Here is a 25,939-nt window from a genome sequence, read left to right as displayed (position 1 = left end):
AAACAAAGGAGACATGCAATGAACATCAATTCCATCAAGCGCCGCACGCTGCTGGGGGCGGGGCTTGCCGGTGCATCGATGCTGGCGATGCCGGCGGTGCTGAGAGCGCAGGACAAGTCGTTGAAAGTCGGTGTCTACGGCGGCTACTTCAAGGATTCGTTCGACAAGAACATTTTCCCTGACTTCACCAAGGCGACGGGTATCGCGATCGAGTCGGTCGCCGAGCCGACCGGTGAGGCCTGGCTCGTGCAGTTGGAACAGGCCGCTCGTGCCGGCCAGGCTCCGGCGGATGTCTCGATGATGTCGCAGGTGGCGATGCTCAAGGGTCAGGCGACCGAGCTCTGGACGCCCATCGACATGGCGAAGATCAAGAACGCCTCGCATCTGCTCGACCGGTTCATCAACAAGTATCCGGACGGCCGCGTCGCCGGCATCGGAGCCGTTTCCTGGTACATCACACTCGTCACCAACACCGATGTCTACAAGGAAGCGCCGACGTCGTGGTCCGCCTTCTGGGATCCGGCAAATGCCGACAAGCTCGGACTGCTCGCGCTCGTCTCCAACTCCTTCCTGCTGGAGGTGACCGCCAAGACCTTCATGGGCGGCACCAATGCGCTCGACACGGAGGAGGGCATCCTCAAGGCATTCGAGAAGCTCGCGGAAGTGAAGCCGAATGTGCGGCTCTGGTACCGCGACGAGGCGCAGTTCGAACAGGCGCTGAAGTCGGGTGAAATTCCGATGGGTCAGTATTATCACGACGTGACCGGCCTCGCCGCCGCCGATGGCCATCCGGTACGCTCGACCTTCCCGAAGGAAGGCGGCATCCAGGATTCCGGTTGCTGGGCGCTGTCGCGCGCTTCGCAGAAAGCGGAGGAAGCGCACATCTTCATCGACTATATGTCCCAGCCGTCGATCCAGGCGACGCTGTCGCGCAAGGTCGGCACCTCGCCGACGGTCAAGCGTGAGTCGACTGATCTCACGGACAAGGAGTTTGCAGCCGTTTCGTCGGACATTGAGCCGATCATCCCGCGCTACGATCTCTACCAGACCAAGTCGGATTGGCTGAACCAGAAGTGGACGGAGCTGATCGTCGGCTGATCGCCCATGAGCATCGACCTCCCGTCAGGAGCGGGAGGTCGATGCTGAAACACTGAGCGGAATGCGGGCGGAAACCGTTCCTCATTTGCGCTCCATGAATCATCTGCGCATGAGGCGCTACTGCATGGTTCCTTGAGAACCGATTTTAAGGATAAGCCATGCAGCAATTCAAAGCGATGCAGCGACCTCTGTGCGCCTCACAAGACGCACGGCGCCGCAGGACGGGAAATATATGTCGGGACTAGCCCTTCAGAACGTCGTCAAGGAATTCGGCTCCTTCAGGGCCGTCAACAATGTCGAGCTCACGGTGCCGCACGGTACGTTCGTTTGCATGCTCGGCCCCTCGGGCTGCGGCAAGACGACGTTGCTGCGCATGATCGCCGGGCTTGACCTGCCAACGGGAGGTGCGATCCGGCTCGACGGCGAAGACATCACCCATGTGCCGACCCATAAGCGCAATCTCGGCATGGTGTTCCAGTCGCTGGCGCTCTTCCCGCACCTGACGGTCGGCGAAAACATCGCCTATCCCTTGCGCATCCGCAAGGCGCCGAAGGAGGACCAGAAGCGGCGAGTCGAGGAACTGCTGTCGATGATCCACCTTGCGGGCTATGCGGACCGTCCGGTCTCCAAGCTTTCCGGTGGTCAGCGCCAGCGTGTCGCAATCGCCCGCGCGCTGGCAATCTCACCGAAGCTTTTCCTGCTCGACGAGCCGCTTTCGGCGCTTGACGCGAAACTTAGGGAAGCGATGCAGGTGGAACTGCGCCAGTTGCAGCAGCAGCTCGGGATTACGACGATCGTCGTCACGCACGACCAGCGCGAAGCGATGACCATGGCCGATACGGTCGTTGTCATGAATGGCGGCGAAATCCGCCAGGCAGCCTCGCCGATTGAAATCTACCGCCGGCCGGCGGACAGTTTCGTCGCCGACTTCATCGGCCAGACCAACCTGATCGAAGCCGAAGCGGACACGCAGGGCCACGTTTCCGTGCTCGGCCAGCCGGTGCCGGGTCTCGCCTTGCCCGCCGGCGCGGCAAAGGCAACGCTTTCAATTCGCCCCGAGGACGTTCACCTGACTGCGCCGGGTGCCGGTGCGATTTCCGGCACGGTCACCTTCGTGCGTGATCTCGGCGGAACGATCGAGACGTTTGTCGATGTCGCCGGCCGCCAGATCGTCGCCGTTTCCACGCCGCGCGAGCGGCCGGACGTCACCGTCGGCCAGCAGGTCGGCGTCGCGCTCACTCCGGACGTTTGCGTGGTGCTCAGGAAATGAGACGCGAACCGCCCCAGACCATTGGCGACTACACGCCGCTCTTTTTCCCCGCAGCGATGCTCACCATCTTCTTCGTCGTGCCCTTCGGTACTATGATCGCCGTGAGCTTCTTCCAGCGCCAGCAGGGCGGCTTCTATACGCCGGCCTTCGTATTCGACAACTACGCCCGTTTCCTTTCGGCCTTCTTTGGCGGGGTGCTCGGCTTTTCCCTCATGATGGCGATCGCTGTCGCCATCTGCTGTGTCGTGCTGGCGCTGCCCTTCACCTACATGCTGACGCGGACGGCGCGCAGCGTGCAGATCGTCTGGCTCGTCGCGCTGCTCTCGGTGCTCTCGCTCTCGGAGGTCATCATCGGTTTCGCCTGGTCGACACTTTTCTCGCGCACGGCGGGCATCACCAACATTCTGGTTGCGCTCGGCCTCATGGGCGAGGCCAAGGCGCTGACCCCGAGCTTTGCGGCGGTGCTGACGGGCATGGTCTATCAGGCCTTCCCTTATACGGTGCTCGTATTGTTTCCGGCGCTTGTCCGTCTAGATCCGACCTTGACCGAGGCCGCGCGAACGCTCGGAGCCTCGCCGCTCAAGGCCTTCTTCACCGTCGTCGTTCCGGCGCTGAGGAACACGATCGTCGCGACGCTGATCATGGTCTTCATCTTTGCGCTCGGTTCCTACCTGCTGCCGCAGCTTCTCGGTCGGCCACAGCACTGGACGCTGTCGGTGCTGATCACCGACCAGGCGATCTACCAGTCGAACATGCCTTTCGCCGCGGCGATGGCGGTGTTCCTCGTGCTGGTGACGCTCGGGCTGGTCGCCTTGACAGTGCTTGCGGGACGAAAGGGAGAGGCGGCATGACGTCGATTTTCCGCAAGTTCTATTTCTTCCTGATCGCGCTCTTCCTTGCGCTGCCGCTGATCGTAGTTGCCGGCGTTTCGGTCAACCAAAAGCAGACGCTTGCCTTCCCGCCACAGGGCTTTTCGACATCCTGGTACGGCGAGATCTTCCTGAACCCCGAATGGCGAAACGCGCTGATCGCCTCGGTCACGCTTGCTGTGCTTTCGGCAGCGCTTGCCGTCGCCATTGCCTTGCCGCTTGCCTGGTTCCTGTGGCGGCGGATTGCGCCCTGGGCGAACATCTTCCAGCTTCTGGGCGTCGCACCCTTCACGCTGCCGCCGGTGATCACGGCGCTGGGGCTTCTCACCTTCTGGGCGACCGTAGGTTTCTACGGGCAGCCCTGGACCGCCGTCGTCAGCCACGCGATCTTCTTCGTGACCTTGCCGCTCGTCACTCTGTCCCTCGGCTTCACGTCGATCGATCGTTCGCTGGTCGAGGCGGCCTCGACCATGGGCGCGGACGAGCGCACGGTGTTCCGCACGGTGGTGCTGCCGCTGATCCTGCCCTATATCGTATCGGGCTATGCTTTCGCCTTCGTGCTCTCGCTCAATGAATATATCGTCGCCTACATGACCGTCGGCTTCACCATGGAGACGCTGCCGATCAAGATCTTCAACGCGCTGCGCTACGGCTACACGCCGACCATGGCCTCGGTGACGATCCTCTTCGTCACGACGGCAGCGGTCATCTTCGGCCTCGTCGCCCGCTTCGGAGACCTGCCGAAGCTGCTCGGCGCCATGTCATCGGATGGTAAATGATGAAGCTTGCCGCTCTGCAGATGAAATCCGTTGGCGGGGACACCGCCGCCAATCTCGGCCGGATCGGCGCAGCGGCGGCGGAGGCGTCCCGCCTGGGTGCGACGCTGCTGGTCACGCCCGAGCTCGGCATTACCGGCTATGGTGCCGGTGATGTGATCCGCGACATTACCGAGGGCGCCAACGGCCCGATCGTGCGGCGATTGCAGCAGATTTCGGCCGAGGCGGGTATCGCGATCATCGCCGGCTTCGCCGAGCGGGAGGGCGACGCCATCTACAACAGCGCCGTCCATGTCGACGGTGATGCTGTGCCGACGATCTATCGCAAGTCGCATCTTTATGGCGACTACGAGCGCTCGCTGTTCACGCCGGCGGAACCGTCGACGCGCCTCTTCGAACACGAGGGCATAAAGTGCGGCATGCTGATCTGCTACGACGTCGAGTTTCCGGAAAATGTCCGCCGGCTCGCGCTTGCCGGTGCTGATGTAGTGCTGGTGCCGACGGCGCTGCCGGCCGGCTGGTCGGGAACCTTCATCGCCGATCACATGATCCAGACAAGGGCGTTCGAAAACCAGCTTTTCGTCGCCTATATCAATCATTGTGGTTCCGACGCGATGTTTTCCTTCGCCGGCTTGTCGCGCATCGCTTCGCCCGACGGGCAGCTCCTGGCGAAAGCCAATTCCGCAGACGAGACCCTGATCTTTGCCGAAATCGACCCGGAGCTGTTTGCCATTTCGCGCGCGGAGAATACCTATCTCAGGGACCTGCAGCGTCCGCGCCGCTAAAGCATCCCGCTTTCAAGTGGAATTACTGAAAGCGGATAAGATGCTGCAGAATCAAAGTGCTAAAGCGTCCTTTGTGCGTTCGTTAAACGCACGGCGCTCTAGATCGTTCTCCTTTAGAGAACAATCTGTTCGCGTCGTTTCCCCTTTCGGGAGTGACCGGGCCGACCGATATTGTGCTCAACGAAATGCCCGCCCTACGGCGCCGGCGTCCTATCGGACGCGCAAAAGCCGCCGTAACGCATCAAGCTGGAGGCAATCATGAGCTTGCAACTGACCGGTATCCACCATCTCACGGCAATCACGGCCAACGCGCCAGAAAACCTGCGCTTCTACACAAAGACGCTCGGGCTGAGGCTGGTCAAGAAAACCGTCAATCAGGACGACACGGCCGCCTATCATCTTTTCTATGCCGACGGACAGGCAACGCCTGGCACTGATCTGACGTTCTTCGACTGGCCGGTTGGCCCAGAGGGACGCGGCACGCACAGCATTTCGCGCACCGGGTTCCGGGTCGGCAGCGCCGAAAGTGTGAGATGGTGGAAGCGCCGATTTACCGAGCTGAGTGTGTCCGCCGGTGAGGTCACGGAAATCGACGGCCGGACGTCGGTCGACTTCGAGGACGGCGAAGGCCAGCGCTTCCGGCTTCTGGACGATGGCGGACTTGCGCCGTCGCATCCCTGGGAGAAGAGCCCGGTTCCCGCCGAACATCAGATCAAAGGTCTCGGCCCGATCACGATCAGCGTGCCGGACATCACCAACACGGCGCTCGTGCTCACGCATGTCATGAACATGACCGATGTGCGCGCCTACGCCGCACCGGACGGCGTCGGTGAGGTGCATGTCTTCTCGATGGGCGAGGGCGGTCCTGCGGCCGAATTGCATGTCGCGGTCCAACCGGGCCTGCCACCGGCGCGCCAGGGCGCGGGCGGCGTGCACCATGTCGCGTTCCGCACGCCGGACGTGGATCAGCTGCATCAGTGGACGGAACGGCTGAACGGTTTCCGCTTGCCGTCGAGCGGTGAGGTCGAGCGCTTCTATTTTCGCTCGCTCTATTTCCGCGAGCCGAACGGAATCCTGTTCGAGATTGCGACCGACGGACCCGGCTTCGCCGTGGACGAACCGATGGAAACGCTCGGCGAAAGCCTGTCATTGCCGCCGTTCCTGGAACCGAAGCGGGCTCAGATCGAGGCAGGGTTGAAGCCCCTGGAGTAATCGCAAAGAAGCCGGGACATTGTTCCCGGCTTTCTTTTTGTCCTTTGACCTCTAGTTCTATTGTCGTGAGGAGGGCGGCGTTGGGCCGCCGATCCTGAAAAAGCGGAAACCATCATTCATGACGAAGATACTCGGCATATCGGGCAGTCTGCGGAAGGCCTCCTTCAATACGGCGTTGGCGAGGGCAGCGAAATCCGTCGCGCCCGGCGGTATCGCGTTCGAGACCGCGACGCTGCACGGCATTCCGCTTTACGATGGCGATGTCGAGGTTGAACGCGGCATCCCGGCACCCGTGGCCGATCTCAAGCAGAAGATCATCGCGGCGGACGGCGTGATCCTCTTCACGCCGGAATACAACAACTCGATGCCCGGCGTTTTCAAGAACGCCGTCGACTGGCTCAGCCGTCCGCCGGCAGACATCAAAAAGGTGTTCGGTGGCAGGCCCTTTGCATTGGCCGGTGCGTCCCCCGGGAATTTCGGCACCATTCTCAGCCAGAACGCCTGGCTTGCCGTGATGCGGACGCTCGGGGCGGATCTTTGGTCGGGCAAGCGGTTGATGTTGCCGAAGGCCGCCACCGTGTTCGACAGCGAGGGGAAATTGACCGACGAGGAGACCAGGGAGCGAGTACGCGGCTTTATCACGGCTTTCGCCGAGTATGTCGCGTCGACGAAGGCAAGATAACGCGCTCAGCCCACGGAATCAGAGACCGGTTTCCGCCATCCAGCTGCGAATGGCTTCGACATCGTCGTCACCGATGCCGTGATGGGTGTCTATGTCGAGTGCCTTGAGGTTTGCGCCGGTGTCGGCGAGGAGCTTTACCAGGGTCGGCGCATATTTGCCGTAGGGATCTTCCTTGCCCGTCAGCACCAGGATGTTTGCCCCGGCAAGGTCGGGTGTTGGCGCATCTTCGAGCGCGGCCATGGCCCGCATCATCACCACGTTCCTGATGAGGCCGGGATAAAGCAGCATCACGGCAGCCAGCATGTTGGCGCCGTTTGAATAGCCGATGAAGACCGTCTTGTCTGGGGCGAGGCCGTAGCCCTCGCGCGCGCCGTCGACGAAGGCGACGAATGCCTCTGCCTCCGAGCGGATGTCCTGCTGGTCGAAAGTCGTCATCGACAGGCGGCGGAACCAGCGGGGGAAACCCTCCTCGGTGCTTCGGCCGCGCACGCCAAGCAAGGTGGCGTGCGGATCGACCTGATGCCCGAAGGGGAGCATGTCCGTCTCGTTGCCGCCGCTGCCGTGCAGGAGCACGAAGGTGCGATCGTTCGGGTCATCCGGATGATAGAAGCGGTGGATGAAGGGCAGGTCGCGCTGGGTTAGCCGCGGCTCGCCAGGCAGGGCGAATTGCGGCAGCTTCACCATGGTCGCGGAAGGATTGGCTTCCATGTGCGCCGGCAGGAACAACCTGGACCCAAGCGTATCCGCCGGCTCGTCGACCGCAAACCCCGGACCGTCTGTCGCCAGCTCGTAGAGTGAGCCGCCCGGTTCACGCACATAAAGCGAGAAGAAATATTTCCGGTCGTGCGCGTTGGTGGCACCCGCGTGCTCCTGCTCGAGGTCGGCGCGTACCGCAAGAACAGTCGCCTCATCCGGCGCGCGAAAGGCGATGTGATCGATCGTGCCCGTACCGGGCGCCGATGTCCAGAAACCGGTGGCGTCGCGCACGTCGATGACGTCTCCGCATTTCGATGTCAACCGCCGGATCGTGGCTGTTGCTCCGGTTTCGGAATAGCCGAAATGATTTTGGAGGAAGTGAGCGGTTTCCTTGGGTTTCTCCGTGAGGAGGGTCGCGCCGCGCAGCCGCCGGATGGCGTCCGTCTCCGGAATATCCCGGCTCGCCCATGGAGCAGGCTCGGCAAGCGCGTTGGTTCCGACCAGTTTCACGATCACGCCGTCCGGATCCTTGAGACGCAGCACCGGCTCGCCGAACTCCTGCGCAGGGCCGGTCGCCTGAATGTTGAACTGCAATGCGCGCGTCAGCCAGAAGCCGGTGCTCTCCGGCGGGATGGCAAAGGCGATTTCGCTCGGCTGACCATGGCCGACGCGTCCGGGCGAGCCGTCCTCCCACATCAGAAAGGTGACGAGCGACCCCGGCGACCCGGCCGCATCCCCGTAAAAAAGATGCAACTGATTGGGGTCCTCGTAGCCGCCGGTTCGCTTGACAAGGCGCAGGCCGAGGAAGCCGAGGTAAAAATCGACATTCGCCTGCACCTTGCGGGCGATCAGGGTGATGTGGTGGATGCCGCTGGTCACCGTCTTGTCCTTCCGCACTTCAACTGCGCACCGCGCTTCAAGCCTGGGTACGGGGGGGCCGCCTACTGGGGCCCGGCTACGTCAGTGGGCGCTCAGTCGCTTTTGCCAGCGAGGAAGGCCTTGAAGGCTTCGCCATGGTCCGGATGCCAGCGCGAAAGCGGTGGCCGGTTTTCGACGATGTCGCCCGCCGCCCACAGGATGCGTTTCTCATCCGTCGAGCGGTCGACCTCGTTGTCCGGGCAGAGGATATAGAAGTCACCGCGTTCGAGGCTTTCCATCATGAAGTCAACGGTCTCATCCGCGGTCCATGCACCCGCCGGCTTCTCGGTGCGTCCGTGGGCGGTCAGCGACGTGTAAACGAAACCGGGAATCAACAGGTGCGCAGCGACCTTGCAGCCCTCGGTGTTGCGCAGTTCATGCTGCAGCGCCTCGGTGAAGACCTTCACCCCGGCCTTCGAGACATTGTAGGCCGGATCGCCGGGTGGCGTGGTGATGCCCTGTTTCGAGCCGGTATTGATGATCAGTGCCGGTTCGCCATGGGCAATCATCGCGGGCGCGAATATCCGTGAGCCGTTGATCACACCCCAGAGATTGACGGCGATCACGCCTTCCCAGTTTTCCAGCGGGCCGAACATCGAACTGCCCGGCTGGATGCCGGCATTGTTCATCAGCACATGTACGTGGCCGAAACGCTCGCTTGCCGAGCGCGCCAGCGCCACCAGATCGTCGGGCCGGGAGACGTCCGTGTCGATTGCGGCGACATCGCTTGCGCCGCCCGTGGCCACCCTTGCCACCTCGGCCGCAGCCGCCTGCAGGCGTTCGCCTGGAAGGTCGGCAAGGACAACCTTCAGACCAAGGCCGGCGAAGCGTTTGGCCGCGGCAAGGCCGATGCCCGAGGCAGCTCCTGTGATGACGGCGACATGGTTTTTTGCAATGGCGGCGTGGGACATGGCGTGGATCCCTTTTGGTGGCGGAAAGGTCCGAAAGAGATAGAGCGGCGGCGGCGCCAAGTCCATCGCAATCACCGTCGAACCGGCTCGTGAAACATCTGAAATGGCATTGCTTTCCAGCAGGCGTCCTTGTCCCAAGGCGCGTAGGCGCTACTTCACTGCTTGGGTCTTATGAATAAGTTCCTTTGCAGCCGGCCACGAGATGGTCCATGGCAAACCAAGCGAGCAAGAACAGCAAGCGCACACCCTGCGAGAATTGTCCCCTTCGCCGGCTCGCGATCTTTCGCGATTTCGCAGCCGAGGAACTTGCCTTCGTTTCGAACTTCAAGACGGGGGAACTGGCAGTCGATAGCGGCGCGACAATACTCCTTGAAGGCACGCACAGCGCTCATCTCTTCACCGTGCTTTCCGGTTGGGGCTTTCGGTACAAGATGCTCGACGACGGTCGCCGCCAGATCCTGAACTACGTGATGCCCGGCGACATCGTCGGGCTGCAAGGCAGTCTGATGGGAGAAATGCAGCATTCGATCGAGGCGCTTTCGCCGGTTACTCTCTGCGTATTCGAACGGGACAGACTCAATCAGCTTTTCACCGGGCACCCCGACCTTGCTTATGATCTGACCTGGATCGCGGCCCGGGAGGAACGGATTCTCGACGAGCATCTGCTGAGCATTGGCCGACGTTCCGCACTCGAGAGGGCCGCCTATCTCCTCTCCTTCCTTTATCAAAGAGCAAAAGTATTGGACCTCTTTCGGGGCAATCGAGTCGCGATCCCGATCCGCCAACAACACGTCGCCGACACGCTTGGCCTTTCGGTCGTCCACACCAACAAGACACTGAAGAAGCTTGCCGACCGCGGGCTCATTCGCTGGGTGGACGGGGGATGCAACGTGCGCGATATTGATGGGCTGCTTGCGATTGCCGAGTGGAAGGGTATCAGCGAGCACAAGCGGCCATTCATCTGATGCACCGGTCACATGTCATTTTTAAGTGCCGAACCGCTCTTTAGCGCCTAGGTTGGTTGCTCGAGATCGAACCTTGGTCTGGCAGAGCTTCTGAAAGGGCGCCGGGAGTGCAAAGCAACGAAATTCCGCCGACGATAAAGACGGTTCTCGTTTTGGAAGACAATTTCATCATTGCAATGGACGCCGAGGAAATCCTCACATCCCTGGGAGTGGCAGAGGTTCATGTTGCCACCAATGCCGAGCAGGCGATGGAAATCGCGAACGCGCATTCCATCGACTTTGCCCTCATCGACGTCAATCTCGATAACGATACAAGCTTCGTCGTCGCCGATGCCATGATCGCGCGCGGCATCATGGTCGGCTTTACCAGCGGATACGGCGAATCCTTTCCCTGGCCGGAGCATCTGCGCGATATTCCGAGGATCGACAAACCCTTCAGCGAAATGACGATCGGCAGCCTTATCGAGGCTGCGCATGGCCAGCGCGGTGGCTGATGCCACCGGCGTCACGGCCTGCCGCGGGCGACGAACCAAGGGTTTGCAAAATCGCTGTCGTGGTCCTGGTTGCGCTTGCCGTAGGTGAGGGGGCTTCCTTCCATGGTCAGCGTCTCGCCGCCGGCCGCGCGCAGGATGGCGTCGCCGGCCGCGGTATCCCATTCCATGGTGCGGCTGAAGCGCGGGTAGATGTCGGCAAGGCCTTCGGCCAGCAGGCAAAATTTCAGCGATGAACCGACAGCCTCATAGTCGGTAATGCCGTGATCGGCGAGATAGGCGATCGTCTCTGCGCTGTTGTGCCAGCGGCTGGTCAGTGCGAGCGGCCGATCGCCGCAGATGCGACAGCCGATAACCGCCTGAGGTCCGGCTATGTGATCATCCTCGATCAAGGCCTTCTTCGCCTTCTTGGAACTTGCCGAATAGAGGATGCCGAGCGCGGGCGCATAAACCACGCCGGCAACGGGCACGCCCTCCTCGATCAACGCGATGTTGACGGTGAAATCGCTGTTGCGCCCGACGAACTCCTTGGTGCCGTCCAGGGGATCAACAAGAAAGAAGCGCTTTCCCGAAATATCGGGGACATGTCCCGCCGCGACTGCTTCCTCAGCGATGACGGGAATGTCGGGAAAGCTCGCCGTGAGATCGGCGAGGATTATGCGTTCGGCACCATGATCCGCGTCGGTAACGGGTGAGGTGTCGGCTTTATAGCTGATGGCCGGTCCGGCGTTGTAAATGTCCAGGATCGCCCTTCCGGCTGCGAGCGCCGATCTTTCCAATGTTTCCAGCATCGCCATTCTTCTTTTCCGCGCCAGCGCCCCGATTCGCATGGGATTGGCGGAACACCGATAGCCTTCCTTCCTTCATACTCAAATCTGTCTCTTTGCCGCAATCGCGGAAGCTCCTGGCATTGCCGCGAGAAAAACCCGTTACAGCGGCATTTTGCGGCCGCAAGGCGTCTTGCATCTTTGCGTTGCGCCTTGCTTGTGCAAAGGTGGCCGCGCAAGTGAACTGGATGTCTTCATGCGTTATTCCGCATTCTCGATCGTCAAGAACGCTCTTTCCGGAAATCTGAAATGGAAGCCGCAATGGCGACAGGCCGAACCGAAATCGCATTATGATGTGATCATCATCGGCGGCGGCGGTCATGGCCTCGCCGCAGCCTACTATCTCGCCAAGGAATTCGGCGTCAAAAACGTCGCCGTACTGGAGAAGGGCTATCTTGGCTCAGGAAATGTCGGACGGAACACGACGATCGTGCGTTCCAACTACATGCTGCCGGGCAACGAACCGTTCTACGAATTCTCGATGAAGCTTTGGGAAGGGCTGGAGCGGGAGCTGAACTATAATGTGATGCTGTCGCAGCGCGGCGTCATCATGCTTTACCACAGCGACGGCCAGCGCGACGCTTACATCCGGCGCGGCAACGCCATGTGGATGGAGGGCGTGGCGGCCGAGCTGATCGAGCGCGACCAGTTGAAGAAGATGATCCCCTTCCTCAACTACGACCACGCCCGCTATCCGATCCTCGGCGGGCTCCTGCAGCGGCGCGCCGGTACGGCCCGGCACGATGCGGTCGCCTGGGGTTACGCGCGCGGCGCCGACCGCCATGGGGTCGATATCATCGAACATTGCGAGGTGACCGCGATTCGCCGCGAAAGTGGCGTCGTCACCGGGGTCGAGACGACCAAGGGCTTCATCGGCTGTGGGAAGCTGGCGCTGGCGGCCGCGGGCAACACCTCCCGCGTCGGCGAGATGGCGGAGCTGAAGCTGCCGATCGAGAGCCATGTGCTTCAGGCCTTCGTGACCGAAGCGCTGAAGCCCTGCATCGATCATGTGATCGTCTACGGCGGCGGGCATTTCTATATCTCGCAGTCCGACAAGGGCGGCCTTGTCTTCGGGGCGGAGATCGACGGTTACACCTCCTATGCCCAGCGCGGAAACCTCGCGACAGCCGAGCATGTGATGGAGGAGGGGGTGACGATGATCCCGGGCCTTTCGCGCGTCCGGGTCCTGCGCTCCTGGGCCGGCGTGATGGACATGAGCATGGACGGATCGCCGATCATCGACCGGACGCCGATCGACAATCTCTATCTGAACTGCGGCTGGTGCTACGGTGGTTTCAAGGCGACGCCCGCATCGGGCTACTGCTTCGCTCACCTGATCGCCAAGAACGACACGCATCCGGTCGCGCGTGCCCTGAGGCTCGACCGCTTTGCCCGCGGCTATGCGGTCGACGAGGCCGGTGCCGGTCCGCAACCCAATCTTCACTGACAGAAGCGGCGAACCGCTCTCTCCCTCGCGGTCGCATTTCGAACCAACTGGATCCGCGCGGGTCCAAGGACAAGACGATGGCAAGCCTGATCACCTGTCCCCATTGCGGGGTCCGCCCGAAGGAAGAGTTTGCGATCCGCGGCGACGCATCGCTCGTTCGCCCGGTGCCGACCGCATCGGACGAAGCCTGGCACGATTATGTCTATGTGCGCGCCAATCCGCGGGGGCGTACGCTTGAGCACTGGCAGCACGTGGCGGGCTGCCGCCGCTTCCTCGTGGTCGACCGCGACACGTTTACCCATGAGGTCCACTCCGTGACCGATGGTGCTGTCTTCGCCAGGGAGAACGGCCGATGACCGCCTATCGCCTGACGACGGGAGGACTGGTCGATCGCAGCCGTTCGCTGAGTTTCAGTTTCGACGGCCGCCCCTTGCGCGGCTTTGCCGGGGATACGCTTGCCTCGGCGCTCCTTGCCAATGACCAGCTGCTGGTCGGCCGCAGCTTCAAATATCACCGCCCGCGCGGGATCGTTAGCGCCGGCCCGTCAGAACCGAATGCGCTTGTCACGATCGGTTCCGGCGCGCGCAGCGATCCGAACACGAAAGCGACCGTTGCGGAGCTCTACGCCGGATTGACGGCACGCAGCCAGAACCGCTGGCCGTCGCTCGGCTTCGATATCGGCGCGGTGAGCAATCTTCTCTCGCCATTCATTGGCGCGGGCTTCTACTACAAGACCTTCATGTGGCCAGCGCAGCTTTGGGAAAAGTTTTACGAGCCGCTGATCCGTCGTGCTGCCGGTCTCGGGCGTGCGGTACTCGAGCGCGATCCGGAAAGTTATGAGAAATCCTGGGCACACTGCGACCTGCTCGTCGTTGGTGGCGGCCCGACCGGCCTGATGGCGGCGCTTACCGCGGCACGCGCCGGCCTTCGCGTCATTCTGGCCGACGAGGATTTCCGCCTCGGCGGGTCGCTCCTTTCGGAAACGCAGGCGATCGATGGTGCGCCCGCGCATGTCCTTGCCGATCGTGTCGCCGCCGAATTGCAGGCGCTGCCGAACGTGGCCCTGTTGCCGCGAACGACGGTCTTTGGGTGGTACGACGACAATGTATTCGGCGCCGTCGAACGGGTTCAGAAGCACGTGGCGGAGCCTGTCGCCAAGCTGCCGACGGAGCGGGTCTGGCGCATCGTCGCGAGGCGGGCGCTTCTCGCGACCGGTGCCGAGGAGCGTCCGCTGGTCTTCGGCGGCAATGACCGGCCGGGCGTGATGATGGCCGGGGCGCTCAGGATCTATACGAACCGCTACGGCGTGGCGGCCGGCAGATCGGTTGCGATCTTTACCAGTGGCAGCGCCGGATATCAGGCAGCCCGCGACCTCCACGCCAAGGGCATCGCCATCGCGGTGATCGTCGACAGTCGTGCAGCGGCAGAAGACGCCGCGCCTGAGGGCACGCGCGTGATTCGTTCGGCCTCTGTTGTCGATACCAAGGGACGCCGGCGGGTTTCGGGGATCGTCGTCGAGCGGTCGGGCTTCGAGGAACTCGTACCCTGTGACGCGATCGGCATGTCCGGCGGCTGGAGCCCCGTCATTCACCTCGCCTGCCAACGCGGGGCGAAACCGGTCTGGTCCGATCAACTGAGCGCCTTCATTGCGCCGGACGTTGGCAGCGGACTGCGGGTCGCCGGCGCGGCAAATGGGGTCTACACGCTTGCCGGTTGCCTCGGCGATGGCGTTGCCAAGGCGTCGGCGATCGCCGCCGAACTGGGATTCAGGCCCGCTCAGGACATTCTGCCGGAAACGGGCGAGGAAGCTGATCCGCACGTCACCGCGCTTTGGTATGTACCCGGAGCAAAGTCCAAGGCCTTTGTCGATTTCCAGAACGACGTGCACGCGAAGGATCTGGGGCTTGCTCTGCGCGAAGGCTTCGGCCACGTCGAACACGCCAAGCGCTATACGACCAGCGGCATGGCTACCGACCAGGGCAAGCTCTCGAATATCAACGCCGTTGGCATTCTTGCAGGCATGCGAGGAGTGAGCCCCGCGGACGTGGGGACGACGACATTCCGCCCGTTCTACACGCCCGTTTCCTTCGGCGCGCTTGCCGGCACCGCGCGTGACAAACACGCGGCACCCACGCGCAAATCACCGCTGCATGAATGGGCACGGAAAAGCGGCGCGACCTTCGTCGAGTCGGGTCATTGGTATCGGTCCGCCTGGTATCCCCGCGCTGGCGAAAAGGCCTGGCGCGAGAGCGTCGATCGCGAGGTGCTGAACGTACGGGCCAACGTCGGCATTTGCGACGTCTCGACACTCGGCAAGATCGAGCTTTTTGGCCCGGACGCGGCTGAATTTCTCAATCGGCTCTATTGCAACGCGCTGTTGAAGCTTCCGGTCGGCAAGGCTCGTTATGGCCTGATGCTTCGCGAGGACGGTTTCGTCTATGACGACGGCACCGTCAGCCGGCTCGCGGAAGAGCACTTCCTGGTCACGACGACGACCGCGATGGCGGGCGGCGTGATATCACACATGGAGTATTGCTCGCAGGTGCTCTGGCCCGAACTGAAAGTTCGTTTCTGCTCCGTATCCGACCAATGGGCGCAGATAGCGATTGCCGGCCCGAAGGCGCGCAGCGTGTTGCAGCAGCTTGTCGAGGATGACATCTCCGACGCGGCATTCCCGTTCCTCGCAGCCGGAGCAGTCACGCTCAAGGGCGGCCTGAAAGCGCGGCTTTTCCGCATCTCCTTCTCCGGCGAGTTGGCCTTCGAACTCGCCGTTCCGGCGGGATTTGGCGTGGCAGTTGCCGATCAGCTGATGGACGTGGGCCGCGCCTTCGATATCTGCGCCTATGGGGTGGAAGCCCTCAATGTGCTGCGGGTGGAAAAAGGCCTGCCGACACATGCCGAATTCGATGGTCGGGTGACGCCTGATGACGCCGGGCTGGGCCGCATGGTTTCCTCCCACAAGACGGACTTCATCGGCAAGCATCTCTCGTCGAGATATGGACTGACGGCCGCAGACCGCATGCAGCTTGTGGGACTGAAGCCAGTGGACAGGGAAAAGGACATTCGTGCGGGCGCGCATCTGCTGCGCGAGGGCATGAAGCCGTCGACCCTCAGCGACCAGGGCTGGGTCAGCTCCGCCTGCTTCTCGCCGGCACTCGGTCATCACATCGCGCTTGCCTTCCTCAAATCCGGCCGTGAACGCTACGGCGAACGGATTGTCGTGTGGGACAAGCTGCGCGATCAGGAAGTTGTCGCCGAAGTCTGCGACCCGGTCTTCGTCGATCCCGAGAACGCCAGAATGAAAGCCTGAGGACGCGCCGATGATCCGCGATTACTACAACCGCAATGCGCTCGATGAGAAGCTGCGCGGCACGCCCCAGTCGCCCGGCGCCAATCATCTCGCGATCGGCCACAGGCAGGCGGTGGCGTTGGTGCTTGCCATTGCCGGCGAGGAGGACGCGGTCGAAAAGCTGTTGTCGTCGGCAACTGAATTCGCGGTGCGCTTCAGCGCGCCGGGCGAATGGCTGGTCGTCTCTGAAAACGATACGCCGGAGGCGCTGCAACGTCGTCTCGATGCCCTGTGCAGCGGCCGGGCCCATATCGTCGATCAAAGCGACGCGCGCGTCTTGTTGCGGCTTTCCGGACCATCGGTGCGCCGGATCCTTGCAAAGGGCATCGGCCTCGACCTGCATCCCGCCGCCTTTGAGACCGGGACCAGCGCGAATGCGCTTTGCGGCCACATTGCCGTCAATCTTGCGCGCACCGGGCAAGACGCATTCGAGCTGATCGCTCCGCGCTCTTATGCGGAGTCCCTTTTCGATGACCTCATGACAATGGGGCGCGAACACGACCTGACGGCGGCATTCGCCGGGTGACGAGGCAAGCGGTTGCGGCAGTCTCCGAATTGTCCAATCGCAACATCGGCCGCAATTCAAATTGCTACAGCGTCCTTTGTGCGTCCTATGGAACGCGTGAGGCTATTGATGCCGATTTTCCGCGACTTTGCGGTCAATCGTGCTCATTTCGCGTGCGATCGCTGCTAAAATTTTGATTTTTCTGGCTTCGAAAACGCCAAATCGATTTTATCGCCGAAGAATCCGGAGGAGAACCACTTTTTAGCTTTCATTTTCGTTTGAAAGAGGTATGGAATTGGGGCAAAGAGCACGCTCACCAATGAGCTCTAATAACAAGAGATCGGACCGCTAGGATCTGGTCCAGGGGAAGATTGATGGAGTATTTCGTCCAGCAGCTCGTCAACGGGCTGACGCTTGGGTCTATTTATGGTATGATCGCGATCGGTTATACCATGGTTTACGGCATCATCGGCATGATCAACTTCGCCCACGGCGATATCTTCATGCTGGGCGGCTTTGCCGCGTTGATTGTCTTTCTGATTCTCACAACATTCATGGCGGGTGTGCCGGTTGTACTGGCGCTGTTGCTAATGATGATCGTCGGTATGCTTACGGCAGCGATTTGGAACTGGACCATTGAGCGGGTGGCTTACCGTCCGCTGCGCGGGTCCTTCCGTCTGGCGCCGCTGATCACGGCCATCGGCATGTCGATCGTACTGTCGAACTTCATTCAGGTGACCCAGGGCCCGCGCAACAAGCCGATCCCGCCGCTTGTCTCGTCGGTCTATGATATCTTCGGCATCGCCATTTCGCTGAAGCAGATCATCATCGTTATCATCACGGCCATTCTGCTTTCGGTTTTCTGGTACATCGTCAACAAGACGCCGCTTGGTCGTGCGCAGCGCGCCACCGAACAGGACCGCAAGATGGCGGCGCTGCTCGGTGTCGATGTCGATCGCACGATCTCGGTGACCTTCGTCATGGGCGCGGCGCTCGCAGCTGTCGCCGGGACGATGTTCCTCATGTATTACGGTGTCGTCGTTTTCACTGACGGCTTCGCTCCGGGCGTCAAGGCGTTTACCGCTGCCGTTCTCGGAGGCATTGGCTCACTGCCGGGCGCGGTTCTCGGCGGGCTGATGATCGGCCTCATCGAGTCATTGTGGTCGGCCTATTTCACCATCGACTACAAGGATGTCGCGACGTTCTCCATTCTCGCGATCGTTCTGATCTTCAAGCCGTCAGGTATTCTCGGACGACCGGAAGTCGAGAAGGTATAATTCCATGGCAAATATTGCATCTACCACTGCAAGCGCTGGCACTGAGGTGACGGCGCGGGCCCTGCGGGAGGCTGTCTTCGCGGGCCTCGTCACCCTCGGCCTGTTCGTTCTGTTCGTCGGCCTCAAGACCGACCAGAACATCCGCAACGAGCTGATCCTCACCCAGCGCTGGGGTCTGCTGGCGACTTTCGTGATCATTGCCATGGTCGGTCGCTTCCTGATGGTCGCCTACGCCCAGCCCTGGCTTGCGCAGAGAAAAGCGGCGAAGGTGGCTGCACCGGAGGTCGTGAAGGAGGAGGGCTTTTTCAGCCGCAATTTCTCCAAGATCGCGATCGTTGCGCTCATTCTCTATCCGCCGGTCATTCTGGCCCTCACCGGTGTCCAGGGATCGTTGAAGTGGGTGGACAACTTCGGCATCCAGATCCTGATCTACGTGATGCTCGCCTGGGGCCTTAACATCGTCGTCGGCCTCGCCGGTCTGCTCGACCTCGGCTACGTCGCGTTCTATGCGGTCGGGGCCTATTCCTATGCGCTGCTTTCAAGCTATTTCGGCCTGTCCTTCTGGGTGCTCTTGCCGGTCGCCGGTCTTCTGTCCGCCTGCTGGGGTATGATTCTGGGCTTCCCGGTACTGCGCCTGCGCGGCGACTACCTGGCGATCGTGACGCTCGCTTTCGGTGAGATCATCCGCCTCGTGCTGATCAACTGGACCGAAGTGACCAAGGGCACGTTCGGTGTGTCCGGCATCGCCAAGGCGACGCTGTTCGGCATCAAGTTCGATGCCTCCAAGACCGGCTTCGCGGCGATAATGGGGCTGCCGATCTCGTCGGCCTACTACAAGATCTTCCTCTTCTATCTGATCCTCGGCCTTTGCATGATTACGGCCTTTGTCACCATCCGGCTGCGCCGCATGCCGGTCGGCCGGGCTTGGGAAGCGCTGCGCGAGGACGAGATCGCCTGCCGGTCGCTCGGCATCAACACGACGACGACCAAGCTGACGGCATTCGCCACGGGCGCGATGTTCGGCGGCTTTGCAGGGTCGTTCTTCGCGGTGCGCCAGGGTTTCGTCTCGCCGGAATCCTTCGTATTCCTTGAGTCGGCCGTCATCCTTGCGATCGTCGTGCTCGGCGGCATGGGCTCGCTGACCGGTATCGCTATAGCGGCCATTGTGATGGTCGGCGGTACGGAGATCCTGCGCGAGCTCGCCTTCCTCAAGGTGATCTTCGGACCGAACTTCACGCCCGAACTTTACCGCATGCTGATATTTGGCCTGGCCATGGTCGTCGTCATGGTGCTGAAGCCGCGCGGCTTCGTCGGATCCCGCGAACCGACTGCGTTCCTCCGCGAACGCAAGGCTGTCTCCGGCAGCTTCACCAAGGAAGGGCACGGCTGATGGCCATAGAGACAACGACAATGACAAAAGACCCCATTCTAAAGGTTGAGCACCTGTCGATGCGCTTCGGCGGTCTCATGGCTATCAACGATTTCTCTTTCGAAGCCTCTCGCGGTGACATCACCGCACTGATCGGCCCGAACGGAGCGGGCAAGACGACAGTGTTCAACTGCATCACCGGCTTCTACAAGCCTACGATGGGCATGATCACCATGCGCCAGCGGTCCGGCAAGGAGTATCTGCTGGAGCGCCTGCCCGATTTCGAGATCACCAAGCAGGCCAGGGTGGCGCGCACCTTCCAGAACATACGGATGTTCTCGGGCATGACGGTGCTGGAAAACCTGCTTGTTGCCCAGCACAACAAGCTGATGCTGGCGTCCGGCTACACCTTCCTCGGTCTGTTTGGCTTCCCGGCCTACCGTCAGGCGTCCAAACAGGCCATCGAACTCGCCAGGCATTGGCTCGAAAAGGCGTCACTGATCGACCGCGCCGATGATCCGGCCGGCGACCTGCCCTATGGTGCGCAGCGGCGGCTCGAGATTGCCCGCGCCATGTGCACGGAACCGGAGCTTCTCTGCCTCGACGAGCCAGCGGCAGGCCTCAACCCACGTGAATCGCATGCGCTCAACGACCTGTTGCAGGGTATCCGTCGGGATACCGGGACATCCATCCTGTTGATCGAGCACGACATGTCCGTGGTAATGGGGATCTCCGATCACGTGGTGGTGCTGGAATACGGCCAGAAGATTTCCGACGGCAACCCGGAATTCGTGAAGAACGATCCGAAGGTCATTGCGGCCTATCTGGGTGTCGAGGACGAAGAGGTTGAAGAGGTGATCGAACAAATCGAGGAAATCGAGGGCGAGCAGGGAGGCACCAAGCAATGAGTGCGCCGCTGCTGCATGTAAGAGCCGTCGAGACCTATTACGGCAACATCCGGGCCCTGAACGGCGTCGACGTGGAGGTTCATCGCGGCGAGATCGTCAGCCTTATCGGCGCCAACGGCGCCGGGAAGTCGACGCTGATGATGACGATCTGCGGCAGCCCGCAGGCGCGCACCGGCTCCGTCCACTTCGACGGTCAGGACATCACGCGGCTGCCGACGCACGAGATCGCCCGTCTCAGGATCGCGCAATCGCCGGAAGGGCGCCGCATCTTCCCGCGCATGACGGTATTCGAGAACCTGCAGATGGGAGCGAGCCTCGACAACCTGAAGTATTTCAACGAGGACGTCGAAAAGATCTTCACGCTCTTCCCGCGGCTCAAGGAGCGGCGGGCGCAGCGCGGCGGCACGCTTTCGGGCGGCGAACAGCAGATGCTGTCGATCGGGCGCGCGCTGATGGCCCGGCCGAAGCTGCTCCTGCTCGACGAGCCTTCGCTTGGCCTTGCGCCGCTGATCGTGAAGGGCATCTTCGAGGCGATCAAGAAACTCAACAAGCAAGAGGGCCTGACGGTGTTCCTCGTCGAACAGAACGCGTTCGGCGCGCTCAAGCTGTCGGACCGCGCTTATGTCTTGGTCAACGGCAGGGTGACCATGAGCGGGACAGGCAAGGATCTTCTCGCCAATCCGGAAGTCCGTTCGGCTTACCTCGAAGGTGGCCGCCATTGATGCGCCGCGCCTGGAGTATGTGACATGCAGGGAATTCTTTACGAAGAAACGTCGATCTGGCAGTTCATCTTCATCACCTGTGTGCTGGGTGGCTGGACCGCCTGGCGGACGGGCAAGAGCGTCGCCGATACCTGGCATAACTTTCCGCGGCTGCTGCTCTACGTGGCGCTGCTCGGTTGGGCTATCCGCTTCATTCATCACGCTCTTTTCGGCGGAACGATGTTCAGCCTGCAGTACTATATCGTGGACACGATCGTGCTTTTGTTGTTTGCTACTGCCGGTTTCCGATACTACCGGACCAGGCAAATGACCAATAACTACTACTGGCTCTACGAGAAGGCCTCGCCCTTCTCCTGGAAAGCCAAATAAGGGAACAGCGCGTGCCGGTCGATTGCGGCCGGTGCGAAAGAACACCGGCGCAATTAAGGTGGGCATTGCGCAGGCTTGGAAACGAGACCCGCTCGAATATTGGGAGTAACAAGATGAAAAAGTCTCTTCTGTCGGCCGTTGCGCTGACGGCAATGGTCGCCTTTAGCGGCTCTGCGTGGGCTGATGTTGTGGTCGGCATTGCCGGCCCGTTGACCGGCCCGAATGCTGCGTTCGGTGCGCAGCTCCAGAAAGGTGCGGAACAGGCGGCTGCCGATCTCAACGCTGCAGGCGGCATCAATGGTGAACAGATCAAGGTCGTGCTCGGCGACGACGTGTCGGATGCCAAGCAGGGCGTTTCGGTCGCCAACAAGTTCGTTGCAGACGGCGTGAAGTTCGTCGTCGGCCACTTCAACTCTGGCGTGTCCATCCCGGCTTCGGAAATCTACGCCGAAAACGGCATCCTGCAGGTCACGCCGGCCTCCACCAACCCGCAGTTCACTGAGCGCGGCCTGTGGAACACGTTCCGCACTTGCGGTCGCGACGACCAGCAGGGTGCGGTTGCCGGTGCCTACCTCGCCGCCAACTTCAAGGACGCGAAGATCGCCGTTGTTCACGACAAGACCCCCTATGGTCAGGGCCTTGCCGATGAAACCAAGAAGGCAATGAACGAGGCCGGCCTCACCGAAGCGCTCTACGAAGGTATCAACACGGGCGACAAGGACTTCTCCGCTCTGATCGCGAAGATGAAGCAAGCCGGTGTTTCCATCGTCTATTACGGCGGTCTGCACACGGAAGCTGGCCTGATCATGCGCCAGATGAAGGACCAGGGCCTGAAGGCAACGATGATGTCGGGTGTCGGCATCGTCTCGAACGAACTGGCCTCGATCGCTGGTGACGCCGTTGACGGCACGCTGATGACCTTCTCGCCGGATCCGCGCAAGAATCCGAATGCCAAGGAGCTCGTCGAGAAGTTCCGTAACGCCGGCTTCGAACCGGAAGCCTACACGCTCTATGCCTATGCGGCTCTTCAGGTCATCGCTGAAGGCGCGAAGGCTGCCGGCGGCAACGATCCGCAGGCCGTTGCGGAAGCCATCAAGGCCAAGGGTCCGTTCAAGACCGCAATCGGCGAACTCGGCTACGACGAAAAGGGTGACATCACCCGCCCGGACTACGTCATGTACACCTGGAAGAAGGGTGACGACGGCAAGTACAGCTACTTCCAGAACGAATAGTCGTCATTTCATTCCGCTTTTGGAAAGACCCGGCGTGAAGGCGCCGGGTCTTTTGTTCTGTGATAGCAGTCCACGTGTACCGACCGCGCAGCCCGTCTGATCAGGCGTGCAAGGACGCTGTGGCACTGAATTGCCGCATGTATCCTCAAATCGGCTACGATCAAGGACACATGCAGCAGCGATGCGCATGCTTTCGCCCCTGGCGGCGCTTATCTCAGCAGCGACGTACGCAGCGTCGTGATCTCCTGCTTGAGCCGGGCAAGTTCCCCCGGTTTCATCCCCGTCGCGCTGACAATGCCATGCGGTACCTTCTCGGCCTTTTCCCGCAAGGCGCGGCCGCTGTCGGTCAATTTCACGCGCACTTGTCGTTCGTCGGCCTGGTCTCGTACCCGCGATATGTAGCCCATGCCTTCGAGCCGCTTCAGCATGGGTGTGAGCGTGCTCGATTCCAGAAAAAGCCTTTCGCCCAAACTGCCGACGGTCTGATCGTCCTTTTCCCACAGGACGATCATCACGAGATATTGCGGATAGGTGAGGTCTAACTCATCGAGCAGCGGCTTGTAGACGCGCGTGAAGGCGTGGTTTGTCGAATAGATCGCGAAGCACAGAAAATTGTCGAGTTTCATCAGGTCTTCGTGAGAGGGGCTGTCTGCCTTGGTCATTGTTCCAACTCAGATTTGATCAATAGGATAAAATATATCGTTCGCGATCTAATCGCAAGGTACTGACACGTTGAATTCATCCCGCTAAACATCGTGCACGATTTAATTGATGACAATGTAACGCCGAATCGTGGCGAAACGTTTGTGAAGATTTAAATCGTGCACGATTTAGTCGTGAGATCTAAAGCAGGCTGCACGATGGAACAAGGAGTAATTCCATGACAAGCACACCGGCAAGCGTAACCACGAACGGCCTCTCTCGGAGAGGCGTGCTGGCTGGCACTCTGGGTGCCGCTGCGGCAGTATCTGCTGTCCGCCCGGCTTCGGCGGGAGGCGCCGCGAATGCAACCACCACCACAACCAGCGAAGGAGCAAGGACCATGGGCAGCAGGATCGTCACCCGCGACGGCGTCGAAATCTATTACAAGGACTGGGGTCCGAAGGACGGTCCGGTCGTCGTGCTCAGCCACGGCTGGCCGCTGTCGTCCGACAGCTGGGAGGCCCAAGCCTTCCATCTCGCCAACAACGGCTTCCGCGTCATCACCCATGACCGCCGCGGTCATGGCCGCTCCAGTCAGCCCTGGGACGGCAACGACATGGACCACTATGCCGACGATCTCGCCGAACTGATCGAAAAACTGGATCTTTCCGGCATCTTCCTCGCCGGCTTCTCGACCGGCGGCGGCGAGATCTCCCGCTATATCGGCCGCCACGGCACCAAGCGCGTCGCCAAGGCCGGGCTGATCTCGGCGGTGCCGCCGTTGATGGTCAAGACCGACAAGAACCCCGGCGGACTGCCGAAGGAGGTGTTCGACAATCTCCAGGCGGCAAGCGTCGCCGACCGCTCGCAGCTCTACAAGGACATCGCCTCCGGGCCGTTCTTCGGCTTCAACCGGCCGGGCGCCAAGGTTTCGCAAGGCATGATCGACAGCTTTTGGCTGCAGGGCATGATGGGCGGCCACAAGAACACTCACGACTCGATCGTCGCCTTCTCGCAGACCGATTTCACCGAGGACCTGAAGAAGTTCGATGTGCCGACCCTGATCATCCATGGCGACGACGACCAGATCGTGCCGATCGATGCCGCGGGGCGGGCCTCGAAGAAACTCATTCCGCATGCGGTGCTGAAGGCCTATCCCGGCGCCCCGCACGGCATCACCGAAACCCACAAGGACCAGCTCAACCAGGACCTGCTTGAGTTCGCGAGGTCGTAATTCCTGAACGAAAGAGAAGGGGGCGCCCGAGTGGCGCCCTTTTTCTCGTCGACAACCTTCTTCGTCGCTTGCAAACCGCCGACAGGGGGCTCAGGGAGTAAGCGCCTTGCGTGGTCAAGCGCGGATTCTCCTTGCGAAACAATGTCTTGACTTTGGAGCTCGGCTCGCGGACGATGCCACCATCGGTGCATGCCGTCTTGCAAAAATTTCCAACGGCCTTTCATGAATGATGCAGCAATCATCGCTCCGCAGCGGGCGTGGGGAAAAGGGCGGCTCGTTGCCAAATGCCGGAACGGCCGTACGGCTATTGCCGAGCTCTATCAGGAAGGCTGCGCCAAGATCCGTTTTCCAAAGACCTTTGATGCGTCGATCGAAGCGGTGCTGATTAATTCGTCGGGAGGAATCACCGGCGGCGACCGGATGGCTTGGGCGTTCGAGGCGGGCGAGGGCACCTCGCTTACGTTGACGACGCAGGCCTGCGAGAAGATCTACAAGGCGAGTGCGGGAACGGCCGATATCTCGGCGCGGATCCTTGTTGCTGGCGGAAGCCGGGTCGATTGGCTTCCGCAGGAAACCATCCTCTTCGATCGCGCATCCCTGGCGCGGTCACTGGACGTCGAGCTTGCCGGAGACGCAACCTTTCTGGCGGTCGAGGCGGTTCTTCTCGGCCGCAAGGCGATGGGTGAGGTGGTGCAGGCTGGTCTCTTTCGCGACCGCTGGCGGGTGAGAAGTGACGGCCGGCTGCTGCATGCGGAGAACCTGGCGCTTGCCGAGGATATTGCCGCACTTGCGGGGCGTTCCGCGGTGCTCGGCGGCGCGGCAGCTTTTGCGACATTGCTCTATGTCGGGTGGGATTGCGAAGTGATGCTTTCGCGGCTGCGAGGCGCGCTCGGCAGCTATGCGGCCGCCGGTGTCAGCCATGTTCATGTTGCCGGTCGCGACAAGCTGGTTGCCCGCGTAGCGGCGACCGACGGCTTCGCGCTCAGAAAAATTCTCGTCCCGCTTATTTCGCACTTGCGTAACGATGCGTCTGTGCCGAAAGTCTGGACTCTTTGATCCACAATCCACTGGACGGCGACGCATGAATCTTACTCCGCGCGAAAAAGACAAGCTGTTGATTTCCATGGCGGCGATGGTCGCTCGCCGGAGGCTGGAGCGGGGCGTGAAGCTCAATCATCCGGAGGCGATCGCCCTCATTACCGATTTCGTCGTCGAAGGTGCGCGCGACGGGCGCTCCGTGGCCGAACTGATGGAAGCCGGCGCGCATGTGCTGACCCGCGACCAGGTCATGGATGGGATCCCCGAAATGATCCATGACATCCAGATCGAGGCGACCTTTCCGGATGGCACGAAGCTTGTGACGGTCCACGAACCGATCCGCTAGA

Annotated in this window: 26 protein-coding genes; 22 read left to right on the top strand and 4 right to left on the bottom strand. The window is 61.3% G+C overall.

Going from position 1 to position 25,939, the window contains the following annotated elements; all coding sequences use genetic code 11:
- The first annotated feature begins 18 nt into the window (after positions 1 to 18).
- The 7 genes from QA637_RS12855 (at position 19) to QA637_RS12825 (ending at position 6,692) form a co-directional block, all read left to right on the top strand.
- Positions 19 to 1,098 (top strand): ABC transporter substrate-binding protein, encoded by a 1,080-nt coding sequence (locus tag QA637_RS12855; RefSeq protein WP_153440112.1) that lies wholly within the window; start codon positions 19 to 21, stop codon positions 1,096 to 1,098.
- A 232-nt stretch (positions 1,099 to 1,330) separates the two neighbouring features.
- Entirely contained in the window at positions 1,331 to 2,368 is a 1,038-nt protein-coding gene (locus QA637_RS12850; protein ID WP_153440111.1) for an ABC transporter ATP-binding protein, read from the top strand.
- Positions 2,365 to 3,219 (top strand): ABC transporter permease, encoded by an 855-nt coding sequence (locus QA637_RS12845; protein WP_153440110.1) that lies wholly within the window; start codon positions 2,365 to 2,367, stop codon positions 3,217 to 3,219. The genes QA637_RS12850 and QA637_RS12845 overlap by 4 nt, the downstream gene beginning before the upstream one ends.
- Positions 3,216 to 4,016, top strand: coding sequence for an ABC transporter permease (locus QA637_RS12840; RefSeq protein WP_153440109.1), 801 nt, complete (start codon positions 3,216 to 3,218; stop codon positions 4,014 to 4,016). Before QA637_RS12845 ends, QA637_RS12840 begins: the two co-directional genes overlap by 4 nt.
- Positions 4,013 to 4,798 carry a carbon-nitrogen hydrolase family protein gene (locus QA637_RS12835; RefSeq protein ID WP_283061641.1) on the top strand — a complete coding sequence of 262 codons (786 nt, stop codon included), beginning with the start codon at positions 4,013 to 4,015 and terminating at the stop codon, positions 4,796 to 4,798. Before QA637_RS12840 ends, QA637_RS12835 begins: the two co-directional genes overlap by 4 nt.
- 258 nt (positions 4,799 to 5,056) lie before the next feature.
- The gene (locus QA637_RS12830; RefSeq protein WP_153440107.1) at positions 5,057 to 6,010 is read left to right on the top strand and encodes a ring-cleaving dioxygenase; all 954 of its coding nucleotides are present in this window, start codon (positions 5,057 to 5,059) and stop codon (positions 6,008 to 6,010) included.
- Positions 6,011 to 6,128: 118 nt separating this feature from the next.
- Entirely contained in the window at positions 6,129 to 6,692 is a 564-nt protein-coding gene (locus QA637_RS12825; RefSeq protein WP_153440106.1) for an NADPH-dependent FMN reductase, read from the top strand.
- 18 nt (positions 6,693 to 6,710) lie between these two features.
- Here the strand turns inward: QA637_RS12825 and QA637_RS12820 are convergent, their stop codons facing one another.
- Entirely contained in the window at positions 6,711 to 8,267 is a 1,557-nt protein-coding gene (locus QA637_RS12820; RefSeq protein WP_184108855.1) for a VOC family protein, read from the bottom strand.
- Positions 8,268 to 8,359: 92 nt separating this feature from the next.
- The gene (locus tag QA637_RS12815; protein ID WP_153440105.1) at positions 8,360 to 9,217 is read right to left on the bottom strand and encodes an SDR family NAD(P)-dependent oxidoreductase; all 858 of its coding nucleotides are present in this window, start codon (positions 9,215 to 9,217) and stop codon (positions 8,360 to 8,362) included.
- A 209-nt stretch (positions 9,218 to 9,426) separates the two neighbouring features.
- Here QA637_RS12815 and QA637_RS12810 point away from each other — a divergent pair, with 209 nt between their 5' ends.
- Complete coding sequence (locus QA637_RS12810; RefSeq protein ID WP_153440104.1) at positions 9,427 to 10,182, top strand: Crp/Fnr family transcriptional regulator; 756 nt, start codon at positions 9,427 to 9,429, stop codon at positions 10,180 to 10,182.
- 107 nt (positions 10,183 to 10,289) lie between these two features.
- Entirely contained in the window at positions 10,290 to 10,676 is a 387-nt protein-coding gene (locus QA637_RS12805; protein WP_184108857.1) for a response regulator, read from the top strand.
- 11 nt (positions 10,677 to 10,687) lie between these two features.
- Here the strand turns inward: QA637_RS12805 and cysQ are convergent, their stop codons facing one another.
- A complete protein-coding gene (gene cysQ / locus QA637_RS12800; RefSeq protein ID WP_153440103.1) occupies positions 10,688 to 11,464 on the bottom strand; it encodes a 3'(2'),5'-bisphosphate nucleotidase CysQ in 777 nt (258 codons plus the stop codon).
- A 232-nt stretch (positions 11,465 to 11,696) separates the two neighbouring features.
- On the opposite strand from cysQ, the gene QA637_RS12795 reads away from it, so the two are divergent.
- The 10 genes from QA637_RS12795 (at position 11,697) to QA637_RS12750 (ending at position 22,678) form a co-directional block, all read left to right on the top strand.
- Positions 11,697 to 12,947, top strand: coding sequence for a sarcosine oxidase subunit beta family protein (locus QA637_RS12795; RefSeq protein WP_153440102.1), 1,251 nt, complete (start codon positions 11,697 to 11,699; stop codon positions 12,945 to 12,947).
- A gap of 77 nt (positions 12,948 to 13,024) precedes the next feature.
- Positions 13,025 to 13,303, top strand: coding sequence for a sarcosine oxidase subunit delta (locus tag QA637_RS12790; protein ID WP_153440101.1), 279 nt, complete (start codon positions 13,025 to 13,027; stop codon positions 13,301 to 13,303).
- Entirely contained in the window at positions 13,300 to 16,257 is a 2,958-nt protein-coding gene (locus QA637_RS12785) for a sarcosine oxidase subunit alpha family protein (protein WP_283061636.1), read from the top strand. The genes QA637_RS12790 and QA637_RS12785 overlap by 4 nt, the downstream gene beginning before the upstream one ends.
- Positions 16,258 to 16,267: 10 nt before the next feature.
- Positions 16,268 to 16,822 carry a sarcosine oxidase subunit gamma gene (locus QA637_RS12780; protein WP_153440099.1) on the top strand — a complete coding sequence of 185 codons (555 nt, stop codon included), beginning with the start codon at positions 16,268 to 16,270 and terminating at the stop codon, positions 16,820 to 16,822.
- A gap of 353 nt (positions 16,823 to 17,175) precedes the next feature.
- Positions 17,176 to 18,078 carry a branched-chain amino acid ABC transporter permease gene (locus tag QA637_RS12775; protein ID WP_153440098.1) on the top strand — a complete coding sequence of 301 codons (903 nt, stop codon included), beginning with the start codon at positions 17,176 to 17,178 and terminating at the stop codon, positions 18,076 to 18,078.
- A 4-nt stretch (positions 18,079 to 18,082) separates the two neighbouring features.
- Positions 18,083 to 19,468 carry a high-affinity branched-chain amino acid ABC transporter permease LivM gene (livM, locus tag QA637_RS12770; protein WP_153440097.1) on the top strand — a complete coding sequence of 462 codons (1,386 nt, stop codon included), beginning with the start codon at positions 18,083 to 18,085 and terminating at the stop codon, positions 19,466 to 19,468.
- Positions 19,468 to 20,355, top strand: coding sequence for an ABC transporter ATP-binding protein (locus QA637_RS12765; protein ID WP_153440096.1), 888 nt, complete (start codon positions 19,468 to 19,470; stop codon positions 20,353 to 20,355). Before livM ends, QA637_RS12765 begins: the two co-directional genes overlap by 1 nt.
- Positions 20,352 to 21,077 carry an ABC transporter ATP-binding protein gene (locus QA637_RS12760; protein ID WP_153440095.1) on the top strand — a complete coding sequence of 242 codons (726 nt, stop codon included), beginning with the start codon at positions 20,352 to 20,354 and terminating at the stop codon, positions 21,075 to 21,077. The genes QA637_RS12765 and QA637_RS12760 overlap by 4 nt, the downstream gene beginning before the upstream one ends.
- Before the next feature lie 24 nt (positions 21,078 to 21,101).
- The gene (locus tag QA637_RS12755) at positions 21,102 to 21,446 is read left to right on the top strand and encodes a DUF6867 family protein (protein ID WP_283061635.1); all 345 of its coding nucleotides are present in this window, start codon (positions 21,102 to 21,104) and stop codon (positions 21,444 to 21,446) included.
- Positions 21,447 to 21,559: 113 nt separating this feature from the next.
- The gene (locus QA637_RS12750) at positions 21,560 to 22,678 is read left to right on the top strand and encodes a branched-chain amino acid ABC transporter substrate-binding protein (RefSeq protein WP_283061634.1); all 1,119 of its coding nucleotides are present in this window, start codon (positions 21,560 to 21,562) and stop codon (positions 22,676 to 22,678) included.
- Positions 22,679 to 22,887: 209 nt separating this feature from the next.
- Here the strand turns inward: QA637_RS12750 and QA637_RS12745 are convergent, their stop codons facing one another.
- Entirely contained in the window at positions 22,888 to 23,340 is a 453-nt protein-coding gene (locus QA637_RS12745) for a MarR family winged helix-turn-helix transcriptional regulator (RefSeq protein ID WP_167528266.1), read from the bottom strand.
- A 218-nt stretch (positions 23,341 to 23,558) separates the two neighbouring features.
- Between QA637_RS12745 and QA637_RS12740 the strand changes: the two genes are divergently transcribed.
- The 3 genes from QA637_RS12740 (at position 23,559) to QA637_RS12730 (ending at position 25,938) form a co-directional block, all read left to right on the top strand.
- The gene (locus QA637_RS12740; protein WP_153440092.1) at positions 23,559 to 24,554 is read left to right on the top strand and encodes an alpha/beta fold hydrolase; all 996 of its coding nucleotides are present in this window, start codon (positions 23,559 to 23,561) and stop codon (positions 24,552 to 24,554) included.
- A 222-nt stretch (positions 24,555 to 24,776) separates the two neighbouring features.
- Positions 24,777 to 25,610 carry an urease accessory protein UreD gene (locus tag QA637_RS12735; protein WP_153440091.1) on the top strand — a complete coding sequence of 278 codons (834 nt, stop codon included), beginning with the start codon at positions 24,777 to 24,779 and terminating at the stop codon, positions 25,608 to 25,610.
- A gap of 25 nt (positions 25,611 to 25,635) precedes the next feature.
- Positions 25,636 to 25,938: an urease subunit gamma gene (locus QA637_RS12730; RefSeq protein ID WP_153440090.1), complete on the top strand. Its 303-nt coding sequence runs from the start codon at positions 25,636 to 25,638 to the stop codon at positions 25,936 to 25,938.
- Position 25,939: the final 1 nt, after the last annotated feature.

Origin of the sequence: Sinorhizobium terangae (assembly GCF_029714365.1) — a bacterium.
Classification (GTDB): domain Bacteria; phylum Pseudomonadota; class Alphaproteobacteria; order Rhizobiales; family Rhizobiaceae; genus Sinorhizobium; species Sinorhizobium terangae.
Note: the sequence above shows the minus strand (reverse complement) of the source record. Positions and strands in the feature narration are given on the sequence as shown.

Bases quoted from the DNA above. Each gene is read 5' to 3' on its own strand.
- QA637_RS12835 (WP_283061641.1), top strand. From the start codon at position 4,013: ATGATGAAGCTTGCCGCTCTGCAGATGAAATCCGTTGGCGGGGACACC.
- QA637_RS12855 (WP_153440112.1), top strand. From the start codon at position 19: ATGAACATCAATTCCATCAAGCGCCGCACGCTGCTGGGGGCGGGGCTT.
- QA637_RS12730 (WP_153440090.1), top strand. From the start codon at position 25,636: ATGAATCTTACTCCGCGCGAAAAAGACAAGCTGTTGATTTCCATGGCG.
- QA637_RS12750 (WP_283061634.1), top strand. From the start codon at position 21,560: ATGAAAAAGTCTCTTCTGTCGGCCGTTGCGCTGACGGCAATGGTCGCC.
- QA637_RS12760 (WP_153440095.1), top strand. From the start codon at position 20,352: ATGAGTGCGCCGCTGCTGCATGTAAGAGCCGTCGAGACCTATTACGGC.
- QA637_RS12755 (WP_283061635.1), top strand. From the start codon at position 21,102: ATGCAGGGAATTCTTTACGAAGAAACGTCGATCTGGCAGTTCATCTTC.
- QA637_RS12745 (WP_167528266.1), bottom strand. From the start codon at position 23,340: ATGACCAAGGCAGACAGCCCCTCTCACGAAGACCTGATGAAACTCGAC.
- QA637_RS12840 (WP_153440109.1), top strand. From the start codon at position 3,216: ATGACGTCGATTTTCCGCAAGTTCTATTTCTTCCTGATCGCGCTCTTC.
- cysQ (WP_153440103.1), bottom strand. From the start codon at position 11,464: ATGCTGGAAACATTGGAAAGATCGGCGCTCGCAGCCGGAAGGGCGATC.
- QA637_RS12765 (WP_153440096.1), top strand. From the start codon at position 19,468: ATGGCCATAGAGACAACGACAATGACAAAAGACCCCATTCTAAAGGTT.
- QA637_RS12735 (WP_153440091.1), top strand. From the start codon at position 24,777: ATGAATGATGCAGCAATCATCGCTCCGCAGCGGGCGTGGGGAAAAGGG.
- QA637_RS12780 (WP_153440099.1), top strand. From the start codon at position 16,268: ATGATCCGCGATTACTACAACCGCAATGCGCTCGATGAGAAGCTGCGC.
- QA637_RS12850 (WP_153440111.1), top strand. From the start codon at position 1,331: ATGTCGGGACTAGCCCTTCAGAACGTCGTCAAGGAATTCGGCTCCTTC.
- QA637_RS12830 (WP_153440107.1), top strand. From the start codon at position 5,057: ATGAGCTTGCAACTGACCGGTATCCACCATCTCACGGCAATCACGGCC.
- livM (WP_153440097.1), top strand. From the start codon at position 18,083: ATGGCAAATATTGCATCTACCACTGCAAGCGCTGGCACTGAGGTGACG.
- QA637_RS12815 (WP_153440105.1), bottom strand. From the start codon at position 9,217: ATGTCCCACGCCGCCATTGCAAAAAACCATGTCGCCGTCATCACAGGA.
- QA637_RS12795 (WP_153440102.1), top strand. From the start codon at position 11,697: ATGCGTTATTCCGCATTCTCGATCGTCAAGAACGCTCTTTCCGGAAAT.
- QA637_RS12810 (WP_153440104.1), top strand. From the start codon at position 9,427: ATGGCAAACCAAGCGAGCAAGAACAGCAAGCGCACACCCTGCGAGAAT.
- QA637_RS12785 (WP_283061636.1), top strand. From the start codon at position 13,300: ATGACCGCCTATCGCCTGACGACGGGAGGACTGGTCGATCGCAGCCGT.
- QA637_RS12845 (WP_153440110.1), top strand. From the start codon at position 2,365: ATGAGACGCGAACCGCCCCAGACCATTGGCGACTACACGCCGCTCTTT.
- QA637_RS12825 (WP_153440106.1), top strand. From the start codon at position 6,129: ATGACGAAGATACTCGGCATATCGGGCAGTCTGCGGAAGGCCTCCTTC.
- QA637_RS12740 (WP_153440092.1), top strand. From the start codon at position 23,559: ATGACAAGCACACCGGCAAGCGTAACCACGAACGGCCTCTCTCGGAGA.
- QA637_RS12775 (WP_153440098.1), top strand. From the start codon at position 17,176: ATGGAGTATTTCGTCCAGCAGCTCGTCAACGGGCTGACGCTTGGGTCT.
- QA637_RS12790 (WP_153440101.1), top strand. From the start codon at position 13,025: ATGGCAAGCCTGATCACCTGTCCCCATTGCGGGGTCCGCCCGAAGGAA.